This is a genomic window from Synechococcus sp. 60AY4M2 (genome assembly GCF_002760375.1).
In the GTDB taxonomy this organism is placed as follows: Bacteria; Cyanobacteriota; Cyanobacteriia; order Thermostichales; family Thermostichaceae; genus Thermostichus.
The window spans coordinates 1,631,310-1,653,740 of record NZ_AUMZ01000001.1 but is presented as its reverse complement, the minus strand read 5'-3'; the positions used below and the strand labels follow the sequence as shown (position 1 = coordinate 1,653,740).

At 60.0% G+C, this 22,431-nt stretch carries 23 protein-coding genes; 8 read left to right on the top strand and 15 right to left on the bottom strand.

The features are described from left to right. Window positions 1-169: helix-turn-helix domain-containing protein (locus SYN60AY4M2_RS07195; protein ID WP_143597316.1), on the bottom strand; the 169-nt coding region annotated here is incomplete at its 3' end. A 172-nt stretch (window positions 170-341) separates the two neighbouring features. On the opposite strand from SYN60AY4M2_RS07195, the gene SYN60AY4M2_RS07190 reads away from it, so the two are divergent. Beyond that, the gene (locus tag SYN60AY4M2_RS07190; RefSeq protein ID WP_240527762.1) at window positions 342-1,490 is read left to right on the top strand and encodes a choice-of-anchor J domain-containing protein; all 1,149 of its coding nucleotides are present in this window, start codon (window positions 342-344) and stop codon (window positions 1,488-1,490) included. A 140-nt stretch (window positions 1,491-1,630) separates the two neighbouring features. Here the strand turns inward: SYN60AY4M2_RS07190 and cbiD are convergent, their stop codons facing one another. Beyond that, a complete protein-coding gene (gene cbiD, locus SYN60AY4M2_RS07185; protein WP_011429040.1) occupies window positions 1,631-2,749 on the bottom strand; it encodes a cobalt-precorrin-5B (C(1))-methyltransferase CbiD in 1,119 nt (372 codons plus the stop codon). Window positions 2,750-2,972: 223 nt separating this feature from the next. Here cbiD and SYN60AY4M2_RS07180 point away from each other — a divergent pair, with 223 nt between their 5' ends. After that, complete coding sequence (locus SYN60AY4M2_RS07180) at window positions 2,973-3,326, top strand: hypothetical protein (RefSeq protein ID WP_011429041.1); 354 nt, start codon at window positions 2,973-2,975, stop codon at window positions 3,324-3,326. Window position 3,327: 1 nt separating this feature from the next. Here the strand turns inward: SYN60AY4M2_RS07180 and def are convergent, their stop codons facing one another. The 4 genes from def to SYN60AY4M2_RS07160 form a co-directional block, all read right to left on the bottom strand. Beyond that, window positions 3,328-3,924: a peptide deformylase gene (gene def / locus SYN60AY4M2_RS07175; protein WP_099812609.1), complete on the bottom strand. Its 597-nt coding sequence runs from the start codon at window positions 3,922-3,924 to the stop codon at window positions 3,328-3,330. A 459-nt stretch (window positions 3,925-4,383) separates the two neighbouring features. Continuing rightward, a complete protein-coding gene (locus SYN60AY4M2_RS07170; RefSeq protein ID WP_099812608.1) occupies window positions 4,384-4,695 on the bottom strand; it encodes a DUF3593 domain-containing protein in 312 nt (103 codons plus the stop codon). A 3-nt stretch (window positions 4,696-4,698) separates the two neighbouring features. Continuing rightward, on the bottom strand, window positions 4,699-5,025 hold the full coding sequence (locus SYN60AY4M2_RS07165; RefSeq protein ID WP_011429044.1) for a DUF2499 domain-containing protein: 327 nt from the start codon (window positions 5,023-5,025) through the stop codon (window positions 4,699-4,701). Further along, window positions 5,025-5,201, bottom strand: coding sequence for an NblA/ycf18 family protein (locus tag SYN60AY4M2_RS07160; protein WP_011429045.1), 177 nt, complete (start codon window positions 5,199-5,201; stop codon window positions 5,025-5,027). Before SYN60AY4M2_RS07160 ends, SYN60AY4M2_RS07165 begins: the two co-directional genes overlap by 1 nt. 379 nt (window positions 5,202-5,580) lie before the next feature. On the opposite strand from SYN60AY4M2_RS07160, the gene SYN60AY4M2_RS07155 reads away from it, so the two are divergent. Next, window positions 5,581-5,832 carry an RNA-binding protein gene (locus SYN60AY4M2_RS07155; RefSeq protein WP_011429047.1) on the top strand — a complete coding sequence of 84 codons (252 nt, stop codon included), beginning with the start codon at window positions 5,581-5,583 and terminating at the stop codon, window positions 5,830-5,832. A gap of 118 nt (window positions 5,833-5,950) precedes the next feature. Beyond that, window positions 5,951-7,255, top strand: a complete 1,305-nt coding sequence (sbcD, locus tag SYN60AY4M2_RS07150; RefSeq protein ID WP_011429048.1) for an exonuclease subunit SbcD — start codon at window positions 5,951-5,953, stop codon at window positions 7,253-7,255. A gap of 265 nt (window positions 7,256-7,520) precedes the next feature. Here sbcD and speA read toward each other — a convergent pair whose 3' ends face one another. Then, the gene (speA, locus tag SYN60AY4M2_RS07145) at window positions 7,521-9,446 is read right to left on the bottom strand and encodes a biosynthetic arginine decarboxylase (RefSeq protein ID WP_099812607.1); all 1,926 of its coding nucleotides are present in this window, start codon (window positions 9,444-9,446) and stop codon (window positions 7,521-7,523) included. A 458-nt stretch (window positions 9,447-9,904) separates the two neighbouring features. Here speA and pstS point away from each other — a divergent pair, with 458 nt between their 5' ends. The 3 genes from pstS (at window position 9,905) to SYN60AY4M2_RS07130 (ending at window position 14,290) form a co-directional block, all read left to right on the top strand. Beyond that, a complete protein-coding gene (gene pstS, locus SYN60AY4M2_RS07140; protein ID WP_168173625.1) occupies window positions 9,905-10,987 on the top strand; it encodes a phosphate ABC transporter substrate-binding protein PstS in 1,083 nt (360 codons plus the stop codon). Between the two features lie 249 nt (window positions 10,988-11,236). Continuing rightward, complete coding sequence (gene dnaK / locus SYN60AY4M2_RS07135) at window positions 11,237-13,123, top strand: molecular chaperone DnaK (RefSeq protein WP_099812606.1); 1,887 nt, start codon at window positions 11,237-11,239, stop codon at window positions 13,121-13,123. Between the two features lie 198 nt (window positions 13,124-13,321). Then, window positions 13,322-14,290, top strand: coding sequence for a DnaJ C-terminal domain-containing protein (locus tag SYN60AY4M2_RS07130; protein ID WP_011429053.1), 969 nt, complete (start codon window positions 13,322-13,324; stop codon window positions 14,288-14,290). Here the strand turns inward: SYN60AY4M2_RS07130 and SYN60AY4M2_RS07125 are convergent. Further along, window positions 14,287-15,612 carry a heterodisulfide reductase-related iron-sulfur binding cluster gene (locus SYN60AY4M2_RS07125; protein ID WP_099812605.1) on the bottom strand — a complete coding sequence of 442 codons (1,326 nt, stop codon included), beginning with the start codon at window positions 15,610-15,612 and terminating at the stop codon, window positions 14,287-14,289. The two genes, SYN60AY4M2_RS07130 and SYN60AY4M2_RS07125, sit on opposite strands and share 4 nt — an antisense overlap. A 235-nt stretch (window positions 15,613-15,847) precedes the next feature. Between SYN60AY4M2_RS07125 and SYN60AY4M2_RS07120 the strand changes: the two genes are divergently transcribed. After that, window positions 15,848-16,168, top strand: coding sequence for a hypothetical protein (locus SYN60AY4M2_RS07120; RefSeq protein WP_011429055.1), 321 nt, complete (start codon window positions 15,848-15,850; stop codon window positions 16,166-16,168). Here SYN60AY4M2_RS07120 and SYN60AY4M2_RS07115 read toward each other — a convergent pair. The 7 genes from SYN60AY4M2_RS07115 to SYN60AY4M2_RS07085 all read right to left on the bottom strand — a co-directional run. Next, on the bottom strand, window positions 16,165-18,045 hold the full coding sequence (locus SYN60AY4M2_RS07115; protein ID WP_099812604.1) for an AMP-binding protein: 1,881 nt from the start codon (window positions 18,043-18,045) through the stop codon (window positions 16,165-16,167). The two genes, SYN60AY4M2_RS07120 and SYN60AY4M2_RS07115, sit on opposite strands and share 4 nt — an antisense overlap. Before the next feature lie 393 nt (window positions 18,046-18,438). Beyond that, the gene (gene cas2, locus SYN60AY4M2_RS07110; RefSeq protein ID WP_240527297.1) at window positions 18,439-18,696 is read right to left on the bottom strand and encodes a CRISPR-associated endonuclease Cas2; all 258 of its coding nucleotides are present in this window, start codon (window positions 18,694-18,696) and stop codon (window positions 18,439-18,441) included. 8 nt (window positions 18,697-18,704) lie between these two features. Then, the gene (locus tag SYN60AY4M2_RS07105; protein WP_041438029.1) at window positions 18,705-18,887 is read right to left on the bottom strand and encodes a hypothetical protein; all 183 of its coding nucleotides are present in this window, start codon (window positions 18,885-18,887) and stop codon (window positions 18,705-18,707) included. A gap of 244 nt (window positions 18,888-19,131) precedes the next feature. After that, entirely contained in the window at window positions 19,132-20,721 is a 1,590-nt protein-coding gene (locus SYN60AY4M2_RS07100) for a glycosyltransferase family 39 protein (protein WP_011429058.1), read from the bottom strand. Window positions 20,722-20,817: 96 nt separating this feature from the next. Continuing rightward, window positions 20,818-21,453, bottom strand: a complete 636-nt coding sequence (locus SYN60AY4M2_RS07095; protein ID WP_143596989.1) for a hypothetical protein — start codon at window positions 21,451-21,453, stop codon at window positions 20,818-20,820. Between the two features lie 188 nt (window positions 21,454-21,641). Further along, on the bottom strand, window positions 21,642-21,935 hold the full coding sequence (locus SYN60AY4M2_RS07090; RefSeq protein WP_011429059.1) for a Uma2 family endonuclease: 294 nt from the start codon (window positions 21,933-21,935) through the stop codon (window positions 21,642-21,644). 312 nt (window positions 21,936-22,247) lie between these two features. After that, the coding region (locus tag SYN60AY4M2_RS07085; RefSeq protein ID WP_206336913.1) for a Uma2 family endonuclease at window positions 22,248-22,431 on the bottom strand (184 nt) is incomplete at its 5' end.

Genomic DNA, 22,431 nt, shown 5'->3' with positions numbered 1-22,431 from the left:
TGCCTGCTTTCTTAGGGGCTAAATCTTGAGTTTGTTGGTACTGACGCACCCAGCGGTGTACTGTTCTTTTGGTCACCATGAAGCGTTTAGCTACCTGGCGGATGGAGGTGTTACCTGCCTGATAGGCTGCTACAACTCTTTGCCGCAAATCCAAAGAATGAGTCGGCATTCCTTTCTCTCCTTCCTCTTGAATACCTGTACCCTATTTTAAATTAAAAGGCTGTACCAATGGTTTCATCTATAAGCCGGCTACGGTTGAAATTGCGCCTGGCACCAACCCCGCCTTTCTGGATACCGGGGAACTCACCCAAGATCCCTCGCTTCGTCGCCACCGCCCTCCCTTGGCCGTCACCTTCCGGCAGAAGAGCAACAACGCCATCTTCACGGTGGTGGTCAACCACTTGAAGTCGAAGGGATCCCCCTGTGATCCTGTCGACAACGATCCCTTCCAGGGCAATTGCAACGGCAACCGCAGGCGGGCTGCCCAGGAAATCCTGAACTGGTTGTCCACCAACCCCACCGGCTCCACCGATCCGGATGTGCTGATTATCGGGGATCTCAACGCCTACGCCAAGGAAGACCCGATCAAAGTCTTGGAGGAGGGCGGATTTACCAACCTCAACGGCCCCAACAGCTATTCCTTCAGCTTCCAAGGTCAGTGGGGATCCCTGGATCACGCCTTGGCCAACGCCAGCTTGAGGCCGCAAGTGACCGGGTCGGCCAAGTGGCACATCAACGCCGACGAGCCAGTGAGCCTGGACTACACCACGAGCTTCAAGAGCGCCTCACAGCAGAGCCTCTTTTACGCCCCGGATCCCTTCCGTTCTTCCGATCACGACCCGGTGATCGTCGGCTTGAACCTGACGCCGACGCCAACGTCAACCCCGACGCCAACACCCACACCGACCCCAACGCCAACCCCGACCCCGACACCCACGCCGACCCCAACGCCCACGCCAACTCCAACACCAACACCTCCTCCAGTTAACCTGCCTCTAACCGAAGACTTTGACAACTGCAACCCCGCTCCCGCTGGCTGGCAGATTGTGGATGTGGATGGCGACACCACCCGCTCTTGGCGCTGCGTCAATTCCTATGCCGAGGCCAACGCCTTCGGCGGCCAGCAACCGGGTGATGATTGGCTGATTACTCCGCCTCTGAACCTGGCTTCGGCCAACAACCCGGTTCTGACCTTCCGCAATCAGAGTTCCTTTACCGATAGCGGCGTTCCTTTTCCGCAACTAAGCGTTCTTTACTCCACCGATTACAACGGTGCGGGCACTCCGGCGGCGGTGCAGGCAGCCACTTGGACGGCCCTGACGATTCCCAATCCCTCTACAGGCCAATTTGTGGATTCTGGAAACATTTCTCTATCTGGGATCCAACCTCCTGGCCGTGTTTACATTGCCTTCCGCTATCGGTCTTCTGGCACAACTTCTGGCAGAGCCACTCGCTGGCGGGTGGATACGGTTAGGATTGCCGGGAATTAGGACTGGGATCCAAGTGCCAAACTGACTTCGATGGGCAGGAGCTGGGGGAGCGGCTTTGCTTCTCCAGCTTTCTTTTGCTCGCTTTTTTCCCTGAAAAGGGAGCCATATCAGGATTGGGGTAGGGTGGCGGCGTCCTTGTCTCAATCGAGACGACCTGGGATCCCCGCCTGAGCGCAGACCTGGCCCTGGCGATCGAACAGGGTTACCTGCACCGGCAGGGATCGAGCGGCATACTTTTGCACATAGGCTGTCGCCCGCTGGCGGATTTGTCGGGAAAGCTCCTGCAGCACCGGCTCTGCCCAGCCCAGATCCTTCAGATACTGCACCGCTGCCTCTACCGTCCTCAGCTCCAGCACCTGCCGCGCCTGCTCGGCTGTTCCCCCGCAGCGGATGAGGGCTGCCGCCAAGATCTCCAGGCGGGCATCGGCCACATGGCTGGAAGTGGTGAAAATGCCCCCCGCCAGCTTGATCAACTTGCCGTGGTAGCCGATCAAATGAATCGAGTCTGCCCCTCGCAATGCCGCTTCCACCAGCAGCGGCCCGATCCAATTGGCCACCAGTAGAATTTGTTCTGCTGGGATCCCTTGCCGCAAGGCCACCTGCTGCCCATGGCTGCCCACGCAAAAGGCCAGATGCCGGTGGTTGGCCAATTTCTGTTGCAATTCGCGGCGGGCCCGCTCCAGGCTCTCGGCACTGGCAGAAGGCTCCACCTCGGCCCGCGTTCCCAAGAGAGCCAGTCCCTCCAGCACCCCAAACGCCGCATTGGAAGTCCGCTCCGCCAAGAGTTTTCCCTCCGGCAAGATGATGCGCACCCGCAGGCGATACCCATCCGGGATCCCAGGCGAAAGATTGATCTCAAACAGGCGCCGAGCGTAAGCATAGATGGCCGGGCTGCCATCAGCATGCCGCCCCAGCCCCTCTCCCGCTTCCAGGAGCAAAGGCGGAGTGGCGGGATCCCGTTCCTCCAAGCCCACCCAGGCCCAGACCGGCGTGTTGCGGGTGAGATCCAGATGAGGGCCGGGATCCGAACGGGTAATGGCCAAAGCGGTGTTCTCCGAGAGAGCAGCCACCTGCTCCACTGGGATCCGGATGCAAACATCAGGGAACTGGGGCTCCACCTGCACTGCAATGACAGGATGAGCGCCGTCCTGCTCCAAAGGGATCCCCAGAAGGCGGCGGAGAGCGGCTTTAGCAGCAGCCACCGCAAACACGGGCAAGGTATAGCCCTGTTGTGACGAGGGGGGAACCGCATCCTGCATTTTTTGCCTGGAAATAGAGAGGAACCTGCTCTGGAAAAAACTTTGGAGAGAGCCTGTCTCAATTGTGGCCGACGCCAGCCAGCAGGACTGGCTTGATAGGGCAAACTCCTGAAGCCGACTTTAGTGCTCCAACCGCCTAATCGTTAAATGATCTGGGGGAAGAAGGGGAGGAGCGAGAACTTATCTCTTTCAATGAAAGTAAAGAGTCAGAACCGGGGCAGCTATGAGCGAAACCTTGCAGCACTATTTTGAGCGTCTGGAGTTGCAAATTCAGGAGCTGAAAGCTGCCATCGAGCGGATGCCGGAGCAGGTGGCGGCTGCTCTCCTGGCAAAGCAGGAGGCTAAAAAAAATGCCCCCGCCCCCTCCCGTTACAGCGTTCTCACCTCAGACTTGGTGGAAGATGGGAGCCACAACTTTTTGCTGGAGGAGGATCCCCCTGTAGTAAGCAACCGCAGCCCGGCGTATGAACTTGCTCCTGAAGCCCAGATCCAGCGCCTGAGCGCCCAGCTAACCGCTGCCTACAACCGCATTGCTGCTCTAGAAGAACAGCTCTTGGCGCAGCGCCTGCGGCAATGACCTAGCGAGGTTTCGGTGGAGGGGTGGCAAGTGTGCTGTTTTTGCGCTGCACATCTTGCATCTGGAAGCCGTGCTTGCGCAGCTCCTGATCCAACAGCAGCTCGTTTTCCACGTGATCCACAAACAGCACACCGTTGAGGTGATCGATTTCGTGTTGGATAACCCGCGCCAGCAGGTCGTCGGCTTGGAGGGTGCGGGGCCGCCCGGTTTCGTCCTTAAACGAAACCACCACCCCCTGCGGCCGCATGACCTCGCAGAAGACGCCCGGAATGCTAAGGCAGCCTTCCTGGCCGGCTACAACTTCGCCGAGGTACTCGCGGATCTCCGGGTTGATCAGCACCAGCGGTGGCACTTCCGGCTTATCGGGATAGAGATCTACCACAATCAAGCGCTTGGGAATGCCCACCTGGGGAGCTGCCAGGCCAATGCCATCGGCGCTGTACATCGTCTGCAGCATGTCTCGCGCCAACTGGCGGATCTCGTCGTTGACCTGGCTGACGCGCTTGGCCGGCTGCCGCAGCACCTTGTCACCCATGCGATGGATGCGCAGAGGCGGGTTTTTCAGCTTGGCTTTGGGGACAGAAAGGGTGGCCACCATCCGGCAGGTCTCTCAGAATAAACAACAGCAGACATCCCGTCTGGACTTCCATTCTACATTCAGTCCAAGCCGTGCCGAAGCGATGCGTCTGCTGTTCAGCTCCCCTCTGCCTCTGCCAGAGAAGCTGGGAATAGTTGCGTCAGCAGCACGGAGTGCTTGGGCTCGGCAGCGGGTAGGGCCGAAGGACTGGCTCGGGCTTGTTTGCAATCACCAAAACCTTGGCGGCGCAGGCCCCGTCCTCCCCCTTTCCCCCCGTATACGGGAGGATGCAAGGGGGGCTGGGGATCAGCCGCCTTCTATGCCATGTTCGCCAGCCCCACCCCGTTTGGGGAGGGTGCAGCGTTGTCAGTATCTGGGCTTAGGTCCAGGTTGGGGTTATGGCCTCCCCCACAAACATATGGCAGTCTCCCGCCCCTGTAGCTCGCGACAAGCGAGAAAGAATCCGGACTGGGGAGAAGGTCAATACAACTCGGAGCTGTCTTCCTCGACCTCTGGGGATCCCTGTTGGTCAATGGCTTGCTTGAAGCCCAGGGCCACCAGAATGTTGGAGAGGGTGAGGAAAGCCTCTGCTCCCCCATGCAAGGGATCCACATTGGCCAGGGAAGTGCCGTAATGCAGTTGGGTATACAACCCTGCCGGGATGCTGACGGCCACAAACAGTAGCAGCAGCCAAAACCCGATCAAAGCCAGGCGCGGGATCCGGCGGAGCCGCGACAGGAAAAACAAGAAGGCCAAATAGGGAAATAGAGAAAGGGCAAACAAACTGTCCATCGCCTAGCTTGGATCCCTCCTCCCAAGGGACTGATCCGCCTGCTCCGCCCGCCAAATGCGGTAGGCAGCCCAGGCCAGAGTGCAATTGCCCAGAAGTGTCAAGCTCGCCTGGGCAGTTACCACCCAGTTGAGGGCGGGATCGTTGTCAAACCAGTGCCAGGTAATGGCACACATTGCCCCCACCAGAGCAGGCAACATCGCCCAGCTCAAGCCGCGCCACTCTGGCCGGCCCGTTCGCTCCCCAAACTGCCACACGCAAACAATGGCCGCCAGCCATTCCAAGACGCTGGCAATGTGAATCCACCAGGTGGGAAACGAAAGGGCGTGCATCAAACCTCAAGAGAATGGCGCAGCAACTGGCGGTAGGTGGCCTCCTGCAACAGCATTTGCTTGTGCAGCTTGACCAGGATGTCCTTGGCCTGCTCAGGGCTCATGCGAGCTACCAGCGTCTCGAAAGCCCGCTGGCGAAATTCTTGCTCCAGAGAGAGACCTAGCGTTTCCTCCATTGTCGTCACCTTGAGACTCTTAGGGTAGGTGAGAGACTCGCGCTAGGATATCCCAGCGCTGCTCCCAACAAGCACTGCAAGCAGGACAATACATATCTTAACAATCTAGTTTAACAAGTTGCAACAAAACGACAAGGGCCTCCGGATACCGGTCGAGCCAGAGCTGGAGGGGAAACTCAACAAAGGAGCGGGAAAAGTACACGCCCGTAAAGTTTGACAAAAGCACATTTTGGATGGGAAAGTGCGAAGATTTTTGAGCGGCGATCCCTTTACATCCTGTCATGTTGTGCGATTAGGCGGGGCCCCGTGATAAAAGTGAAGTACCTTGAGCTTTGGTTGCCGCTCTTTCCGATTCGCGCCTTGCTTTGCTTGAATTGCCATGACCATTTTTGTGGGAAACCTAAACTATAAAGCCTCAACAGAAGAGCTAGCAGCTTTCTTCCAGCAGAGGTGGAACGTTAAGTCGGTTACAATCCCGATAGACCGAGAAACGGGCCAGACACGGGGCTTCGCGTTTGTGGATTTGGCCACGGAGGCCGAGGAAGAGGAGGCCATCGACGTCGCCAACGGCCAGGAATTTATGGGCCGACCTTTGCGTTTGGATCGAGCCAGGCCGCGCCGACAGGCTTAGCTTCAGCGGGGATTCCTCATCTGACTCCGAGTGGGGTGCCAATCCAAAAGTTGGCAAGGCAGGCAAACGGCGGGCAGGAGTGAGGGCAACGGATGGAAGGGCTTCAAGGCTGCTTGAGATGGTGAAGCTGCTGCATTTTTCCGATATTCATTTGGGCAGTGGCTTGGCCTACGGCTCCATCAACCCAGCTACGGGGCTGAACACGCGTTTGGAGGATTTTGTCGCTTCTTTGCGCCTATGCATTGATCATGCCCTCGATCAGGCTGTGGATCTGGTGCTGTTTGGGGGCGATGCCTTTCCCGACGCGACGCCGCCGCCGCTGCACCAAGAGCTCTTTGCCCAACAATTTCGCCGCCTGGCCGATGCCCGGATCCCGACCGTTCTCTTGGTGGGCAACCACGACCAGTACGGGCAGGGGCAAGAGGGCAACAGCTTGGCCATCTACCGCGCTCTGGGGGTGGCGGGATTCGTTGTGGGGGATCGGCTGCAGACCCATTGGATTGAAACTCGCAGCGGCCCGGTGCAGGTGACCACCTTGCCTTGGCTAAACCGCTCCACCCTGCTTGCCCGCCAGGAGAGCCTGGATCTCAATGCCGAAGTATTCACTCAGCAGCTCCTGCAGCGCCTCGATCTGGCTCTGGAAGGGGAGATCCGCACTTTGCAGCCAGGGATCCCGGCGATTTTGTTGGCCCATGTGATGGTGGATACAGCCCGCTACGGGACGGAGCGGCATCTTTCGGTGGGCAAGGGAGTGACGGTGCCCCTGTCGCTGCTGGCGCGGCCCGCCTACCAATACGTGGCTTTGGGTCATGTGCACCGTCACCAGGTGTTGTGTCGGGATCCCTTGGTAATCTATCCCGGCAGCATTGAGCGAGTCGACTTTGGGGAGGAACAAGAGGAAAAAGGTTGTGTGTTGGCAGAGGTGACGGCCACGGGGGCGAGCTACGAATTTTTGCCCTTGCCCACCCGCACCTTTCACTCCATCCGCCTTGATCTCACCCCCTATCCCCCCCAAGAGGTGCAGGCCAAACTGCTGGAGGCCATTGCCAAGGCCCCTGTACCCGGCTCCATCCTGCGCCTGATCTACCGCCTCCGCCCTGACCAGCTCGATTGCGTTGACGAGCGGACCCTGCACCAGGCCCTCGCCCCTGCCTTCAGCTATACTCTCGTCCCAGACGTGGTCAGCCCCAGCCGCATTCGCCTGCCGGCCCTGGATCCCAGTTGTCTAGAGCCCCTGACGGCCCTGGAGCACTATCTGGCCGACCGCAGCGATCTGGCCCCCTTGCGCAACGAGTTGCTAGCCGCTGCTCGTCAGTTGTTGGCGGAAGCAGCAGATCCCTTGTCAGAGGGAAATGCCAACAGGGAGGAGGCAGATCCTGCAAGCCTTGCTGAAGGGGAAGAGCAGCAATTGCCCTTGTTTTAAGGCCCTGCCTCTGTTTTAACCTTGGCCGCTAGCTGAGGGGTTCTTGCCGAGTGATCTGGATCACCTCGAGAGGGGGGAAAACGCCAGAGACTGGAGCTGGGTTGAAGACGTTGGCAGCGACGGCATCAGCTCACTCACAGGGAACTGACCAAGACTGGTGGCATCCCAGCCACCAGTCTTTTTTGTTTTGGCCAGAAATAAGGATCCCGGTTGTGGGCCGGGATCCCTTGCTGTTTTGACCTGGACTTTGGGGCTGTCCCCGAACCTAGGGGTGCAAGTAGGTGTAGGCCCGCAGGTTGTCTTCAAAGTGCTGCTGCAAAGCGCGGGCCTGGGCCAGGCTGATCTGCCCCCGTTGCAGAGCGGCTTCGGTGGCGTGGTGGAGGGTTTCCACCAGGTCTTCGCTGTTGTACTGCACCCAGCTCAGCACTTCGCCGATGGTGTCCCCCTTGATGACTTGGGTGACTTGGTAGCCGCCGGGACGGGTGCGGATGTGCACCGCGTTGGTGTCCCCAAACAGGTTGTGCAGATCCCCCAGGATTTCTTGGTAGGCGCCCCCCAGAAACACCCCCAGCAGGTAGGGCTGCCCGTTGGGATCGTGCAGCGGCAAAACCGAGGTGATCTGCCCGTCTTCGCCAAAGAAGCGGTTGATCTTGCCGTCGCTGTCGCAGGTCAGATCGGCCAGGGTGGCCCACTGGCGCGGCTCCTCGTCCAGACGGTGGATGGGCATGATGGGGAACACCTGGTCGATGGCCCAGCTATCCGGCAGGGATTGGAAGAGGGAGAAGTTGCCGTAGTAGATGCTGGCCAGCATCTCGTCCAGATCCAGGAGATCTACGGCCACCGGCTGCCCCGCCTGGTGCTGCTCGTAGGCCAGCGTGCAGATCTTGTCGGAGCAGTTCCAAAACAGCCGCTCCACCTCGGCCCGCTCCCGCAAGCTGAGGGATCCCTCGGTAAATTGGCGCAGGGCGGCCTCTTTCAGCTCCTGGCAGCGGCGATAGTCGGCCACCAGGGTCTCGGGCCGGATCTCGTAGTAGAGCTGGTTCAGCTTTTGGATCACCTCAGCATCGGAGGTGAGCTGGGTGGGCATGGGGTAGGGGCTGGCGGCGTTGACATCCTGGATGTCGAAGACCAGCACCGACTGGTGGGACATCAGGGCCCGCCCGCTTTCGGTCACCAGCACCGGCGGCTGGATCCCGTGCGGCTGCAGGGCGGTCAGCACCGTCTGCACCACGGTGGCGGCGTAATCTTCCAGGCTGTAGCTCTGGGAAAAGTGGCTGGTGGACTGGGATCCGTCGTAATCGACCCCCAAGCCGCCGCCGACATCCAGATAGCCCATCGGCGCCCCCAGCTTGACCAGCTCGATGTAGATCTGGCTGGCCTCCCGCACGGCCCGCCCATGCACGCTCACCATCGAGATCTGCGAGCCGATGTGGTAGTGCAACAGGCGCAGACAGTGCAGCTTGCCGACTTCCCGCAGCCGCTCCACCACCTGCAACATCTCGGTGGCCGTGAGGCCGAACTTGGCCCGATCCCCAGCCGAGGTGCCCCAGCGGCCACTGCCCTGGGCGGAGAGCTTGGCCCGCACCCCCAAGATGGGGTCGATGCCCAGTTGGTCGGCAGCCTCCAGCACCAGCTCCAGCTCTTGCAGCCGTTCCAGGACGATGATGGGGGTGCGCCCCAGCCGCTGGGCCAAGAGGGCCGTTTCCATAAAGTCGCGGTCTTTGTAGCCGTTGCAGATCAACAAAGCCCCAGGTGTATCCAGCAGAGCCAGGGCGATCAACAGCTCCGGCTTGGATCCCGCCTCCAGGCCAAAGTGGTAGGCACGGCCGTGCTTGACCACCTCTTCCACCAGGTGGCGCTGCTGGTTCACCTTGACCGGGTAAACCCCTCGGTAGACGTTGGGGTAGCCAAAGCGCTCGATGGCCTGCTGAAAGCTCTCACAAATCCGCCGCATGCGGTCGGCCACGATCTCGGGAAAGCGAATCAACAAAGGCAACTGCAAACCCCGCGCCACCAGATCCGTTACCAGGTGGTACAGGTCGATGCCCCCTTCCTGCTGCTGTGAGCCCTGTGGGGTTACCTCCACATGACCGGCGGCGTTGATACGGAAGTAGGGATCCCCCCAACCAGAAATGCGATAGAGCTTTTCGCTGTCTCGCAGTGTCCAGGGAGAACGAGTCAAAGTCGGCATAGTAGTCCCCCAGATACCGAGATGTGAACAGCGCAGGATTTCTGCACAGAACCCACAATATATTGCCCTATTCCAAGATATGTCAAGATTTTTCCAAGGCAGGGGGGATCCGGCCCCAAACCGGCTAAGCCTTGCCAGATAAGGCTTTGGCCTGAGGATCCCTCTGCAGTTGCTGCAGAACTCAACTCTCTCGTTCTCTTTTTTTCGCTGTTTTTCTTTGTTTTTCTCGCTCAAGCTTCGTTTTTTACTCTGGATCCAGAAGCGGGGTTGGGATCCCAACTGTTGCCCAAGAGCGCAGCGAATCCTGCAAGGATCGGCGACAAGTTGGTGGAGGGAAGAAGCTGCCTTTTGCGGAAGGTTGTCCCCTCTGGTGCTTCCCAGAGCTCAGGATGGCCACCCTTGACAGGGCTCCGTAGGCAAGACAAGGATCGGGGCGGAGAGCTTGGAGCGCCTCAGCTATGGTGCAACTGCCCCGCCTTCGCCGCCGAGAAATGCTGCTGTCGTTGCTGGCTGCTGCTGGCCTGAGCGCCTGCCAAAGGGGATCCCGTTCTGGGCAGGCTGGCCCTGTTGCCGACAGCCAGCTTGCCGCTGAGACCTTGTTGATCAACGGGGCCGGGGCCACCTTCCCGGCTCCCCTGTATTTGCGCTGGTTTTCCGACTACCGCCAGGTGGATCCCAAAGTCGAAATCAACTTCCAGCCGGTGGGCAGCGCCGCCGGCATCCGCCAATTTATCGACCAGACGGTGGACTTTGCCGCCAGCGACGTGGCCATGACCGATGCCGAAATTGCCGAAGTCAAGCGGGGCGTGGTCATGATCCCGATGACGGCAGGCAGCATTGCCGTCGGCTACAACCTGCCCGGGATCCGCTCCGGCCTCAAACTGTCCCGCTCGGTGTTGGTGCAGATCTTCCGCGGCCAAATTACCCAGTGGCGGGATCCGCAGATTTTGGCCCTCAACCCCGACCTGGAGATCCCCGACCTGCCCATCGCCGTCTGCTACCGCTCCGACGGCAGCGGCACCACCGACACCTTTACCCGCCACCTGGCCGCCATCGACCCCACCTGGGCCTCCGAGATCGGCGTCGGCATGTCCCTGGAGTGGCCGGTGGGCATTGGGGTGAAAGGCAACGAAGGCATGAGCGCCCAGATGCTCCTCAGCGAAGGGGTGATCGGCTATGTGGAATCGGTCTATGCCCGCGACCTGGATCTGTCGGTGGCGGCCCTGGAAAACCGCCGCGGCGAGTTCGTCCTCCCCACCCCGGAAGCCTCGGCCCTGGCCCTGAGCGAAATCGAGCTGCCCGACAACCTGCGGGCTTTTGTGCCCGATCCCGCCGGCGCGGGGGCCTACCCCATCGTCACCTACACCTGGATCCTGGCCTACCGCCAGTATCGGGATCCCGCCATGGCCAACGCCCTGCGGGCAGTGCTGCGCTGGGCCCTCAGCGAGGGACAAGCTCTGGCCGCAGAGATGGACTACCTGCCCTTGGCCGAAACCGTTGTAGCCCGCAGCCTGGAAGCCCTGCAGCTTATCCAGAGCTAGCCGCCCTTGCCCCAACCGGTCCTGGAAGCAAGGCCGCGGCAGGTACGGAGATCCGTAACTGTTCTGCCTTCCAGTCGCCAGAAATGGGCGGCATTCTCGCCCTGACCCAGATGCCCTGCTGGTTAGGATCGACCTAGGAAACGGCTAAATACCTGCTGAATTTTCACGGATTGGCTGCCCAAGCTACTTCATACAGCCTGGCGGCGGTAGCCGAGGTCACGTCTTGAACAAAAGGAGAACAAGGAGCCGATGGGAAAAGTTGTAGGAATTGACTTGGGCACAACCAACTCGGTTGTCGCCGTAATGGAGGGGGGTGTCCCCACCGTTATCCCCAATGCTGAGGGTACTCGCACCACACCCTCAGTGGTCGCTTTCACCAAAGATGGGGAGCGCCTGGTGGGCCAGATGGCCCGTCGCCAAGCGGTGCTCAACCCCGAGAACACTTTTTACTCGGTCAAGCGGTTCATCGGGCGCAAGTACGATGAGCTGAACGTCGATGCCAAGCGGGTCTCCTACCAGGTGCGGCGGGATGAGCGGGGCAATGTCAAGTTGTACTCACCCCGCATGAACAAGGAATTTGCCCCCGAAGAGATCTCGGCCATGGTGCTGCGCAAGCTGGTAGAAGACGCCAGCCGCTACCTAGGCCAACCGGTCACCCAAGCCGTCATTACTGTCCCGGCCTACTTTAACGACTCGCAGCGGCAGGCCACCAAAGATGCCGGGAGGATCGCCGGCTTGGAAGTGCTGCGCATCATCAACGAGCCGACGGCGGCTTCCTTGGCCTATGGCTTGGACAAGCGCAACAACGAGACCATCCTCGTCTTCGACTTGGGCGGTGGCACCTTCGACGTCTCCATTCTGGAGGTGGGGGATGGCGTCTTCGAGGTGAAGGCCACCAGCGGCGATACCCAGTTGGGTGGCGACGACTTCGACAAGAAGATCGTCGACTGGATGGCCGAAGAGTTCAAGCGAATGGAAGGGATCGACCTGCGGCAAGACCGGCAGGCCCTGCAGCGGCTGACGGAAGCCGCCGAGAAGGCCAAGATCGAGCTGTCCAGCGTCTCCGAGACTACCATCAACCTGCCCTTCATCACCGCCACGGCCGATGGTCCGAAGCACCTGGAGTTGAAGCTCTCCCGCGCCCAGTTTGAACACCTCTGCGCCGACTTGCTGGAGCGCTGCAAAGGGCCGGTGGAGCAGGCCCTGCGGGATGCCAAGCTCACCAAGGCCGACATCAACGAAGTGGTGCTGGTGGGCGGCTCCACCCGCATCCCGGCGGTGCAGCGGCTGGTGAAGGAGCTGCTGGGCAAAGAGCCCAACCAAACTGTCAACCCCGACGAGGTGGTGGCCGTGGGTGCTGCCATCCAAGCTGGCGTGCTGGCGGGCGAGGTCAAAGACGTGCTGTTGCTGGATGTCACCCCCTTGTCTTTGGGGGTGGAAACCCTGGGCGGTATCGCCACCAAGCTGATCCCGCGCAACACCACCATCCCCACCCGCAAGTCGGAGATTTTCTCCACCGCCGAAGATGGGCAGACCTCGGTGGAAATCCACGTGGTGCAAGGGGAGCGGGAGTTGGCTCGCGACAACAAGTCCCTGGGCCGCTTCAAGCTGGACGGGATCCCGCCGGCTCCCCGCGGTGTGCCGCAGATCGAGGTGACCTTCGACATCGACGCCAACGGCATCCTCAAAGTGACGGCCAGAGACAAGGGCAGCGGCAAGGAGCAGAGCATTTCCATTACCGGCGCCTCCACGCTGGATAGCAAAGAGGTGGAGCGGATGATCGCCGAGGCGGAAAAATACGCTGCCGAAGACCGCGCCCGCCGCGAGAAAATCGAGCGCCGCAACAAGGCCGACTCGCTGGCCTACCAGGCTGAGCGGCAGTTGAAGGAGCTGGGAGACAAGGTCTCCGCCAGCAAGCGCAGCCAAATCGAGACCCTGGTGCGAGAGCTGCGGGAGGCCATCCAGCGGGACGACGACAGCGCCATCCAGAGCAAAGAGCGGGAGCTGCAAGAGGCCCTCTACGCCATGAGCAGCGAGCTCTATCAGCAGCCCGGCGCCGCTTCCAGCTCCACCTCTGGGACAACCTCCGGCGGCAGCGACGACGTCATCGACGCCGACTTCACCGAGAGCAAGTAACGACAATGGGATCCCCCTGGGGCCCGCAGGGCGGATCCCGCCTTTGTCTGGAGCATCGATAATGGGGAGGGACGGGATGGGCGATAGCGTCTAGCCCGCCTCTTTCTCTTTTCGTCAACAGGTCAGAGGGAGGGATCCCTTGATGCCTGGCCTCTTGGTTTTCTGACCCTTCTCAGTGACTTGCCTGCGGACGCCTCCATGCAAAATTTCAAGGACTACTACAAGATTTTGGGGGTCAGCCAGACGGCCACCGCCGACGAGATCAAGCAGGCCTATCGGCGCCTGGCCCGAAAATATCACCCGGATGTTAACCCGAACAACAAAGCTGCCGAAGAGAAGTTTAAGGAGATCAACGAAGCCTACGAAGTTCTCTCGGATCCCGGCAAACGCAGGCAATACGACCAATTTGGCCAGTACCACCAGCAGGGCGGGTTCCGCTACCGGCGGGATACCTACAGCCAGCCTTACAGCAGCAGCCCTTTTGGCGACAGCTCCTTCAGCGAAGACTTTGGGGGAAGCGGTTTTGGCAGTGGCGTCGATTTCAGCCAATTTGAGGATTTTCAAGACTTCATCGATCAACTGCTGGGCCGGGTGCGCAACTCAGGTGCGGATCGCAGCAGTAGCTCCGCTGGCAACGCCAACTACGATGCGGAGGCCACCATCCAGCTCACCATTCCCGAAGCTTTTGAAGGGGGCAGACGCCGCCTACGGGTGGGCGGGGATCGCGTGCTCGAGGTCAACATCCCAGCAGGGATGACGCCAGGGAAGCGGATTCGCCTGCGCGGCCAAGGCCACCCCAAACCCAACGGCGGCGCCGGCGACCTGTACCTCAAGATCGAGCTGAAGGAGCACCCCTTCTACCGCCTTGAGGGGTTTGACGTCTACTGCGATTTGCCCATCAGCCCCAGCGAGGCCGTCTTGGGCGCCCAGGTGGAGGTGCCCACCTTGGATGGAGTGGTGAAGCTGCGGATCCCACCCGGCATGCAGCCGGGGCGAAAGTTGCGCTTGGCAGAGAGGGGTTTTCCCAAGGGCAATGGAGAGCGGGGCGATTTCTACGCGGTAGTTCAGATCTATTTGCCCACCCGTGTTTCGGAGGAGGAGCGGGAGCTCTACGAAAAGCTGCAGCGGGTTCAGTCCTATGATCCCCGTGCCGCCCTCAAGCTCTAGCTAGAAGGAGGAGTGGGCGGTCGGAGAGCGCGATCCAGGAGTTCCATCGGGTGATAAATGGGGATCCCGGCCTTGCCTTGCAGACGCAGGTGCTTCTGGAGCTGCAGGCGGCAGCCGATATTGGCGGAGACGATCCCCTGGGCGCCGGTGTTGAGCAGGTTGGCCACCTTCTGGGATCCCAGCTCGTCGGCCACCTCGGGCTGCAGCAGGTTGTAGACGCCGGAGCTGCCGCAGCAGAGGGCGGCATCGACAGGATCCCGCAGCTCCAGCCCGGGAATTTGCCGCAGCAGTTGTCGCGGCTCCTGGCTGAGGCGCTGCCCGTGCAGCATGTGGCAGGCATCCTGATAGGCCAGCACCAAGGGATCCGGCTGCAGGGGGTACAGGGGAGCGGTCAGCCCTACCTGCGCCAGAAACTCCTGGATATCCTTGACTTTGGCCGCAAACTGAGCCCCTTTCTCTTGGTAGTCGGGATCCCTGGCCAAAAGGTGGCCGTACTCCTTGAGGGTGTGGCCGCAGCCGGAGGCAGTCACCAAAATGGCATCCAACTCGTAGCCGGCAAAAGCATCCACCATCTGGCGGGCCAGGGCTTCTGCCTGCTGCAGTTGCCCTTGGTGGTGGGGCAAGGCCGCACAACAGCCCTGGGCGGGCGGGATCACCACCTCACAGCCGTTGTGGGTCAAGACGCGAATGCTGGCCTCATTCACCTGCGGGGCAAACAGGCGCTGCACGCAGCCGAGGAGCAGCCCCACGCGAAAGCGGCGTTCGCCCACCGCCGGGATCCGCTCCGGGTAGCGCTTGGGCAGCAGTTGCCCCACCTCAAGAGGGGGCAAGAGGGATTCCATGGCCGCCAGGCGCGGGGAGACCTTCGCCAGCCCTTGGCGGATCCAGGCGCCGACCCCCATTTTTTGGTAGAGCCAAAGGGGCCAGAGCAGAGGCCGCAGCCGCGCCGGGTAGGGGAAGAGCCAGAAGATGAACTGGCGGTACAGCCAATCCCAAAGGTTGCGGCGGTGGTTGCGCTCGATCTGCGGGCGGGTGGCGGCGATCAGCCGGTCGTAGCGCACCCCCGAAGGACAGGCGGTAACGCAGGCCAGACAGCCCAGGCAGGTATCGAAATGGGAAACCACTGCTGCCGAGAGAGAGATTTGGCCTTGATTGAGGGCGTCCATCTGGTAGATGCGCCCCCGCGGCGAGTCTGTCTCCTTGCCGAGGACGCGGTAGCTGGGGCAGGTGGTCAGACAAAACCCACAGTGCACACAGGCATCGATTAGCTTTGGATCCGGCGGATCCAGGCTGTCAAAACTCGGCCTTTTGGATGAGCTCATCGGCCTCGACCTATCGCGCTTTCAACACTTCATCACCCCCGTAAAGAGAGAATTGGCCGTTCGGGGATCCTGTCCCCTCCTTTTGCTTCCGGGGTTTTTTGCATCTTAATCTGGGAACAGAGCGTCTGAGACTTCTATCCAGATCCAAACGCTCTAGATCCAAACGCTCTTTTCGTCCGTACTACCCTAGAGAAGGGACATACCCGGCCGATTTCTCCTCGTCGTTCATTTCCCAATGAAAGTGCAACACCTCTTCACCCCAGCTCTTGTGGGGGCAGCTCTCTCCAGTTTGAGCCTATCTGGAGCGGCTTTTGCCCAGGCCAACCTGCGGGAGCTGCCCCCCGATCTGGCCGAACAGCTCACTACAGAGCAGATCTTGCAAGCCTGCGCCGCCAACCAGGCAGACACCTTGCCCAGCCCCTTCCCAGACGTGGTGCCGACCGATTGGGCCTACAAGGCGGTGCTCACCCTCTACTACTGCGGCGCCTACCGGGGGGCCATTCCCCCGGAGACCTTCCGGCGCTACCTGGAGCAACAGCGGGGATCCCAAACTTAGCTCCCTGTCGGATACATCTCCTGGATGAGGTGGGCGTAGCGCTCGGCCACCGGGTTACGCTTAATTTTCAGCGTCTGGGTCATGAGGCCGTTTTCCACGCTCAGGGGCTCTGGCAAAAAGCGGAAGTCGGCAATTTGCTCGTGGGGCCGGTAGCCAGGACGCTCTTGGATGCGGGCCCGCACCTCCTGCAAAATCAACGTGCGCACCTGCGGGTGGCCCAAGAGCTCGGCCTCCGCAGCCGGGATCCCTTGCTCAGCGGCCCAAGCCTTAAGGGCATCGAGGTTGGGGTAGATGAGGGCGGCCAGTTTCTTTTGGTCTTGCCCGACGATCACGATCTGGCTGATGTAGGGGGATTGCAGGCAGGCATCTTCCAGCGGCTGCGGCTCGACATTTTCGCCGTTAAGCAGCACGATCACGTCCTTGGCCCTGCCGGTGATCACCAGTTGGCCGTCGGGAGTGAGCCAGCCCAGATCCCCGGTTTCAAACCAGCCATCAGAGCTGAGAACTTTAGCGGTGGCTTCTGGATTGTTGTAGTAGCCCATCATCACCTGCGGGCCACGGGCCAGGATCAACCCCTTTTGGCCAGGGGGCAAGGGCTGCCGGGTTTCCGGATCGACAATGCGAAACTCCGTCCCTGGCAGCGGTGGGCCAGCCGTACCGCGCACGTTGTTGTCAGGACGCCGCGCGCACAGCACCGGCGAGGTTTCCGTTAGGCCGTAGCCATTGAGGATGGAAATGCCCACCACCTCGTAAAACAGATCCAGGTAGGCGGGCAGGGATCCGCCGCCGCTGATGGCCTGTTGAAAATTGGGGCCCAAAGCCTGCCGCACCTTGCGGTAGATCAGCGCATCGGCCAGGCGGTGGACAGGCCAGAGCAGCCCCTGTTGCAGGCGGGCCCCCAGGCGCACCCACGGGCTGACGCCGTAGTGTAAAATCGACCGGTTGCCGGCAATCCGCCCGGCGAGCACGTAGCCTTCGCTGGCCGCCATCAAGGTGCGGATCAGCCGCTGCATCAGGGGGCTTTTTTCCTTAAATTGCCGCTGGATCCCTTCATAAACGGTTTCCCAAATGCGCGGCACTGCCACCAAATAGTGGGGCTGCTCCTGTTGAAAATCTTGTTTGATAAAGCGGGGGCTGGTATAGACCAGCGTGCAGGCGCGACTAAGGAGAAAATACTCGCAAGCCCGCTCATAAGAGTGCCAAGTGGGCAGAATGCTCAACACCTTGTTCCCCGGTTGGGGCTGTACGACCGCGCCCAAGTTCTCCACCTGGTGCATCAGGTTGCCGTGGCTGAGCATCACCCCCTTGGGCCGACCGGAAGTGCCAGAAGTGTAGATGATGGTGGCCAACTGGGATCGCTCCAGCCGCGGCGGCTCGTAGCGGCGCTCCCGGCCTTTTTGCAGCCACTGAGAAAAATTCAATACCCCCGGCTCTTCTTCATCGGAAAGCAACAGCAGCCGCTCCAGGCCCAGCTCCTGCACAACCGGCCGCACCCGGCTTAGGGTCTTCGCATCCTGGGCAATCAAAGCGGTGCTGCCGGAATGGCGCAAAATGTAGCCCAGCTCCGCCGGATCCGCCACGGCGCTGCGCGGCACATTGACTGCTCCCGTAAACAGCGTGGCCAGATCTGCCATCAGCCAGCGGGGGGAATTGTCGGCAAAAATGGCCACCCGATCCCCAGGCCGAATGCCCAAAGCCTGCAAACCGGCAGCCAAGATCTGAATGCGGCGAAAGAGCTGCCCGTAAGAAATCTCAAAGACCGGCTGGGCATGGGGATCCCTGAGGGCAGTGTAATCGGCAAACTTTTCGGCCAGGACTTGCCAGATGTCGAGCAGCGTCGTCCCAGCGGGGGTAGCAGCAGCGGAGACAGTAGTCATAAATCTGTACCCTAAATCACATTTACAGTCTAGTAAACTTGGGCTTTTTCCCAAGACACCCCCAGGACAGTTCTCAATCTGTCACCAAATCCAACCCCTTCCCCTTGCGGGGAAAAGGTAGGGATCAACCCTACTCCCGGAAAAGCCTGAACTCATGAGGTTTTCAAGGTGCGCTCGCGAGGAAGTACCGAGACTTCCCGCCACAGATGTTAACCTCGCTTCCCCGAATAAGCGCAACTCAGAAAATTCGCTCTTTTGGGGACGTCATGCTGCATTTTCCCGCCAATCCCGGCAAAAGCTACTAGATCTTATGGCACCCGCAAAAAAAGCTAGCAATGGCTCCCCCCGATGGATCGGCCCCAAAACTTTACAATCTCGGCTAAGCTGAGAACCTCACAAAATAAGGTAGTCCGGCGGCTCGTAGGGGAGAGGCCCGCCGAAGACCTTGGTACGTCGTTTGGCGGTGGCATCCAGAGGGTAGGCCTGCAGGCTATCTTCCTCGAGGTTGAGCAGAGGCAGCCACGACTTTTCCAGCTCGGCAGTGTCCAGGGGGCATTCAACAACGGAGTATTGCGCTCGCTGGCAGCACTGTTCCAGGCGCTTGGCCAACTGTTGTCGGCGCTTATCGTCCACCACGTCGTAGCAAACCAACCATAGCCTCAGCGCAGCTCCATTGCTTCGTACTCTAGGTTGCCGCTCACCAGGCAACGGCCCAGCCAGCGGGCTTGCTCCAGCACGATTTGGCTCAGGGCTAGGCGACGCGATTGCGGAGGGTAAAGCAAAGGCTCGCAGAAGCGGCGCTCCAGCTCACCCAAAAACAGCTTTTTGGCCAGGGATCCCATGCTCCATCCGGCGACGGCTCGCAGTCTTCCGGGGTGAGCAAGCCGGCCTTGATGAGTTGGCTTACCCAGCATTTCGCTCATCCCTCTCACAAAGGCCTCGGCCTAGATGCCCTTAGATTCGTCGTCAAAGTACCAGTATGCTTTCCTAGAGATCCAACCGAATAACCTTGCTGCCCAAAATTTGCCTAATGCTCTCCAGACTGTCTTTTCTTGCGTTGAACCCAAAGGTATCTCGCTGTGGCTGCTAGCGCAAGCGGGAGTAGGGACGGGGATAGGGTTGGCGCATCTGCCGAGCCAGGTACACCTGAAAGGTTTGCGCCACCGCGCCCGCCCGCCGCAGGGGAACCTCTGCCACTGGCTCAATTTGTTCAAAGTAGGTGCCGTAGACAGCCTGGATCCCTGCTCTTGGCCAAAACAGCTGGGAGGTGACCAGCAGCCCATCTTTGCCCAGCCAGTCTTCAGGTTGGGACCAAAAGGCAAAGCCGCGCAGATCTTCATCCAGGCAGGTGAGGGGCTTCTCCGTCAGCGGCGCCAAGGCCATGCCGATCTGCCCGCCCAAAAAGTAAACGTTGGTGAAGATAAAATCCGCCTCTGCAAGAGCCTGGGCCAAGCGGGGATCCGTCTGAAACTGCCGCCGCAACTGTTCGATGTCAATCAGCTGAGTCGAGGGATCCCGTTCCACCGGCCACAGGCCCAGCCCGCCGGGATCCTGGAGGAGGCCGTAGCGCACATGGGCCAGCCCCACTGCCACCAACAGGCCCACTGCCACCGCCGTCCCCGCCAAGAGCTGCCTTGCTCCTGGCCACCGTTCCCAGCGGGATCCCAACAGCAAGCTCAGCACCCAAAACCCCGGCATGGGCCAGGTGGGGAGGATGGGCCGGTAGCCTCCCATGAAGGTAAAAGCCAACACCAGCGGCAGCCCACAGGCCAAGATTAAAAGCTGTTTCAGCTCCTGATCCGTGAGGCGTCTTCCCTGAACCAGCGCCAGCCCCACCCGCCCACCCTCGGCCAAGCTCAGCCCCAGCAGAGGGATCCCCAAGGTCGGGAAAAGGTACCCCATCTCCTGCAGCACCGTCAGCCCCAGCTCCTGCAGTTGATACCCTGCCTCCGGCACTGCTCGCCCCCCCTGGAAGCGGAAGGAGACCCAATCCTGTTGGGTGTTCCAGATTAAAACGGGGCTGAAGGCCGCCAAAAACCCCACCACCGCCAAGAGCGCCCATCCCGACCGAAGAGCGCAGCGGTGGGCCGGGCTGAGCAGACAAAAGAGCACCAGGCCAAACCCCAGCGCCAGGCCGTGGTATTTGCCCAGGCAGGCCAGCCCCACCAAGAGCCCAATCAGCGCCAGCCGCGGCCCCGGTCGGTAGCGCGCTGCCCCATAGACCCCCAATTTCCCCTCCGCCAAGGGAGCCGGAAAAAACTCCTGGGCAGCCACCCACAGGGTTGCCGCCGTAAACACCATCAGCGGGCTATCCGGCAGGGTCAGCACCCCAAACCCAATCCAGAAAATGGGGGCGATGCTGATGGTTGCCAGGGTGATCAGCCCCGCCTGTGGCGAAAAAAGTCGCGTCGCCGTCAGGTAAAGCAACAGGGAAGAGCCGGTGTAGGCCAGCAGGGATCCCAGTCGAATCGAAAAAGCCGACACCTGCCCCGTCAAAACAGGCCCCAAGCCCGTTGTCCAGGCCACCAGCGGCGGATGGTCAAAATAGCTCCAGTCCAGATGGCGGGTGTAGAGGTAGTAGTAGGCTTCGTCAAAGCCCGGTGGCAACAGAGCAGCCACCAAGCAGCGCAGAAGCAGGCCCAGGCCCAAAATCCACAGAGCAGCTTTCGGCAGCACAGGGGATCCCCTTGAGCGTGTGGACAGGTGTTATTGTCTCAGCTTTGGCCAGACTTGTCCCCAAAAAACCAAGTGGGGGCTCAGAATAAACTGAGCCTAAGACGTTGCCTCCGGCAGCTTTACCGGACACCCCAAAAGCTGGCCCAATTGCTCTGCTTCCGCCCTTGCCTTGCTATCATCAGAACCAAAGCCTAGGTACAATAAAGGCTCTCCCAATGCCAAATTCACCTTCACCGAAAAATAACTATCGCCATCGGAATCTGTTGACCTCTCAACTACAACTTGCTGAACATCTCTGAAGGAATAAGCTTTCCGCCCCCTTATTCCAAAGGGAGTGAGGTGCTCCTCCAAGATCTGGTAGAAGGAGCGGTCAAAGGTCAGCCGACGGCTTCCTAGCTTAGGTATTAGCGATAGACCTACCATTCCTGCTGGGAGAGAAAGTAGAAGTGCAGCAAACAAATCTCCTGAGTTAAAACTATCGCTGGCCACCAAGAGCTGACTCTCTGCACTCATCCGAAACGATTGGATCTTGGTTGCCAGTTGTCGAGCGTCGCTCTCGCTGGCGGCTGACCAAGCTTTTGTTTCTCCTGCAGGAGTTATGAGAGTAACGTAGTAATAGGTTGTCTCGTCTCCTTCGGAGTCTGTTCGAGTTTCAGTTTTGACTCGGGCTCCTCTTACATCATAATAAAACTCGATCTGTTTTGGTAAAGGCAGCAGTGGTTGAAAGACCACTTCAGAGGTGACTGTATCCTGATCAAGCCGATGGCAAGTGAAACGGCGATCCCCCCTGAAAAAGCCAAATCAGGGAACACAAAGCCAGCGCCACAAAGAAAATAACGCCAGCAGCCACCAGCGGAACCCCAGGCTCTAGACAAACGCGCTTGCTGGGGGTTTGCTCTACACATCTCATCCCTATAGGCTTACCTCCGTCGGGATCCCTGGGCCTTGCCCTCATTATTGCTTGCTGGTGTGATACTTGACCGTTTTCCGGAATACAGAGCTTTGCTCATTTTGAGAGCAGAGTTGGGTTGCGAGATCCAGGGCAAAGCCAGAGAATCCTCTTGCAGATAAGCTGGGCGCTCCAGGACTTGTACTGGCTGGCCGGGACGATAGATGTAGATTCTTCGGCTTTCCGGGTCAATTAGCCAGCCCAGTTGGGCGCCGTTGTCGAGGTACTTCTGCAGCGTGGCTTGCAAAGCAACCAGATCGTCCACAGAGGAGCGTAATCCGAGCCTAGGAAGGCAAAGCGATGGCGCTCCTCGGAGGTAAGCTGTTCCGCTACGCAACGCTAAACAAAAACGAACTTTTGTAAGGACTTCGTCCCGCTTACGCGATCATAGATAGTAAGCAAAACCTTGAGGCTTTGCCTCAAGGAACTATCTAGAGGCATCTTGACAGCGCCTTTGCGAGTTCGTTTTTGAACTGCGTCAAAATCCCCCGCCTTTAGGCGGTGGGAGTGTCAAGTTCGTGGTTGCTGATAGCCATCGGTTAAGGGCTGGTGGAAAAAGAGGGCAGCTCGGGGCAGATTATTCCCAAACTAAGCTGAGATCGGCAACAAAGCCAGGGAGGGCGGGATCCCCTTCTAGGTAAGCTGGGCGCTCCAGAACTTGGACGGGCTGGCCGGGGCGATAGACGTAAACTCGCTGGCTTTCCGGGTCGATCAGCCAGCCCAGTTGGGATCCGTTCTCGAGGTACTCCTGCAGCTTGGCC

Excerpts from the sequence above, each read along its gene's own strand:
- cbiD (WP_011429040.1), bottom strand. The coding sequence starts at position 2,749 with ATGCAGGATGCGGTTCCCCCCTCGTCACAACAGGGCTATACCTTGCCC.
- SYN60AY4M2_RS07180 (WP_011429041.1), top strand. The coding sequence starts at position 2,973 with ATGAGCGAAACCTTGCAGCACTATTTTGAGCGTCTGGAGTTGCAAATT.
- def (WP_099812609.1), bottom strand. The coding sequence starts at position 3,924 with ATGGTGGCCACCCTTTCTGTCCCCAAAGCCAAGCTGAAAAACCCGCCT.
- SYN60AY4M2_RS07170 (WP_099812608.1), bottom strand. The coding sequence starts at position 4,695 with ATGGACAGTTTGTTTGCCCTTTCTCTATTTCCCTATTTGGCCTTCTTG.
- SYN60AY4M2_RS07165 (WP_011429044.1), bottom strand. The coding sequence starts at position 5,025 with ATGCACGCCCTTTCGTTTCCCACCTGGTGGATTCACATTGCCAGCGTC.
- SYN60AY4M2_RS07160 (WP_011429045.1), bottom strand. The coding sequence starts at position 5,201 with ATGGAGGAAACGCTAGGTCTCTCTCTGGAGCAAGAATTTCGCCAGCGG.
- SYN60AY4M2_RS07155 (WP_011429047.1), top strand. The coding sequence starts at position 5,581 with ATGACCATTTTTGTGGGAAACCTAAACTATAAAGCCTCAACAGAAGAG.
- sbcD (WP_011429048.1), top strand. The coding sequence starts at position 5,951 with ATGGTGAAGCTGCTGCATTTTTCCGATATTCATTTGGGCAGTGGCTTG.
- speA (WP_099812607.1), bottom strand. The coding sequence starts at position 9,446 with ATGCCGACTTTGACTCGTTCTCCCTGGACACTGCGAGACAGCGAAAAG.
- pstS (WP_168173625.1), top strand. The coding sequence starts at position 9,905 with ATGGTGCAACTGCCCCGCCTTCGCCGCCGAGAAATGCTGCTGTCGTTG.
- dnaK (WP_099812606.1), top strand. The coding sequence starts at position 11,237 with ATGGGAAAAGTTGTAGGAATTGACTTGGGCACAACCAACTCGGTTGTC.
- SYN60AY4M2_RS07130 (WP_011429053.1), top strand. The coding sequence starts at position 13,322 with ATGCAAAATTTCAAGGACTACTACAAGATTTTGGGGGTCAGCCAGACG.
- SYN60AY4M2_RS07125 (WP_099812605.1), bottom strand. The coding sequence starts at position 15,612 with ATGAGCTCATCCAAAAGGCCGAGTTTTGACAGCCTGGATCCGCCGGAT.
- SYN60AY4M2_RS07120 (WP_011429055.1), top strand. The coding sequence starts at position 15,848 with ATGAAAGTGCAACACCTCTTCACCCCAGCTCTTGTGGGGGCAGCTCTC.
- SYN60AY4M2_RS07115 (WP_099812604.1), bottom strand. The coding sequence starts at position 18,045 with ATGACTACTGTCTCCGCTGCTGCTACCCCCGCTGGGACGACGCTGCTC.
- SYN60AY4M2_RS07105 (WP_041438029.1), bottom strand. The coding sequence starts at position 18,887 with ATGGGATCCCTGGCCAAAAAGCTGTTTTTGGGTGAGCTGGAGCGCCGC.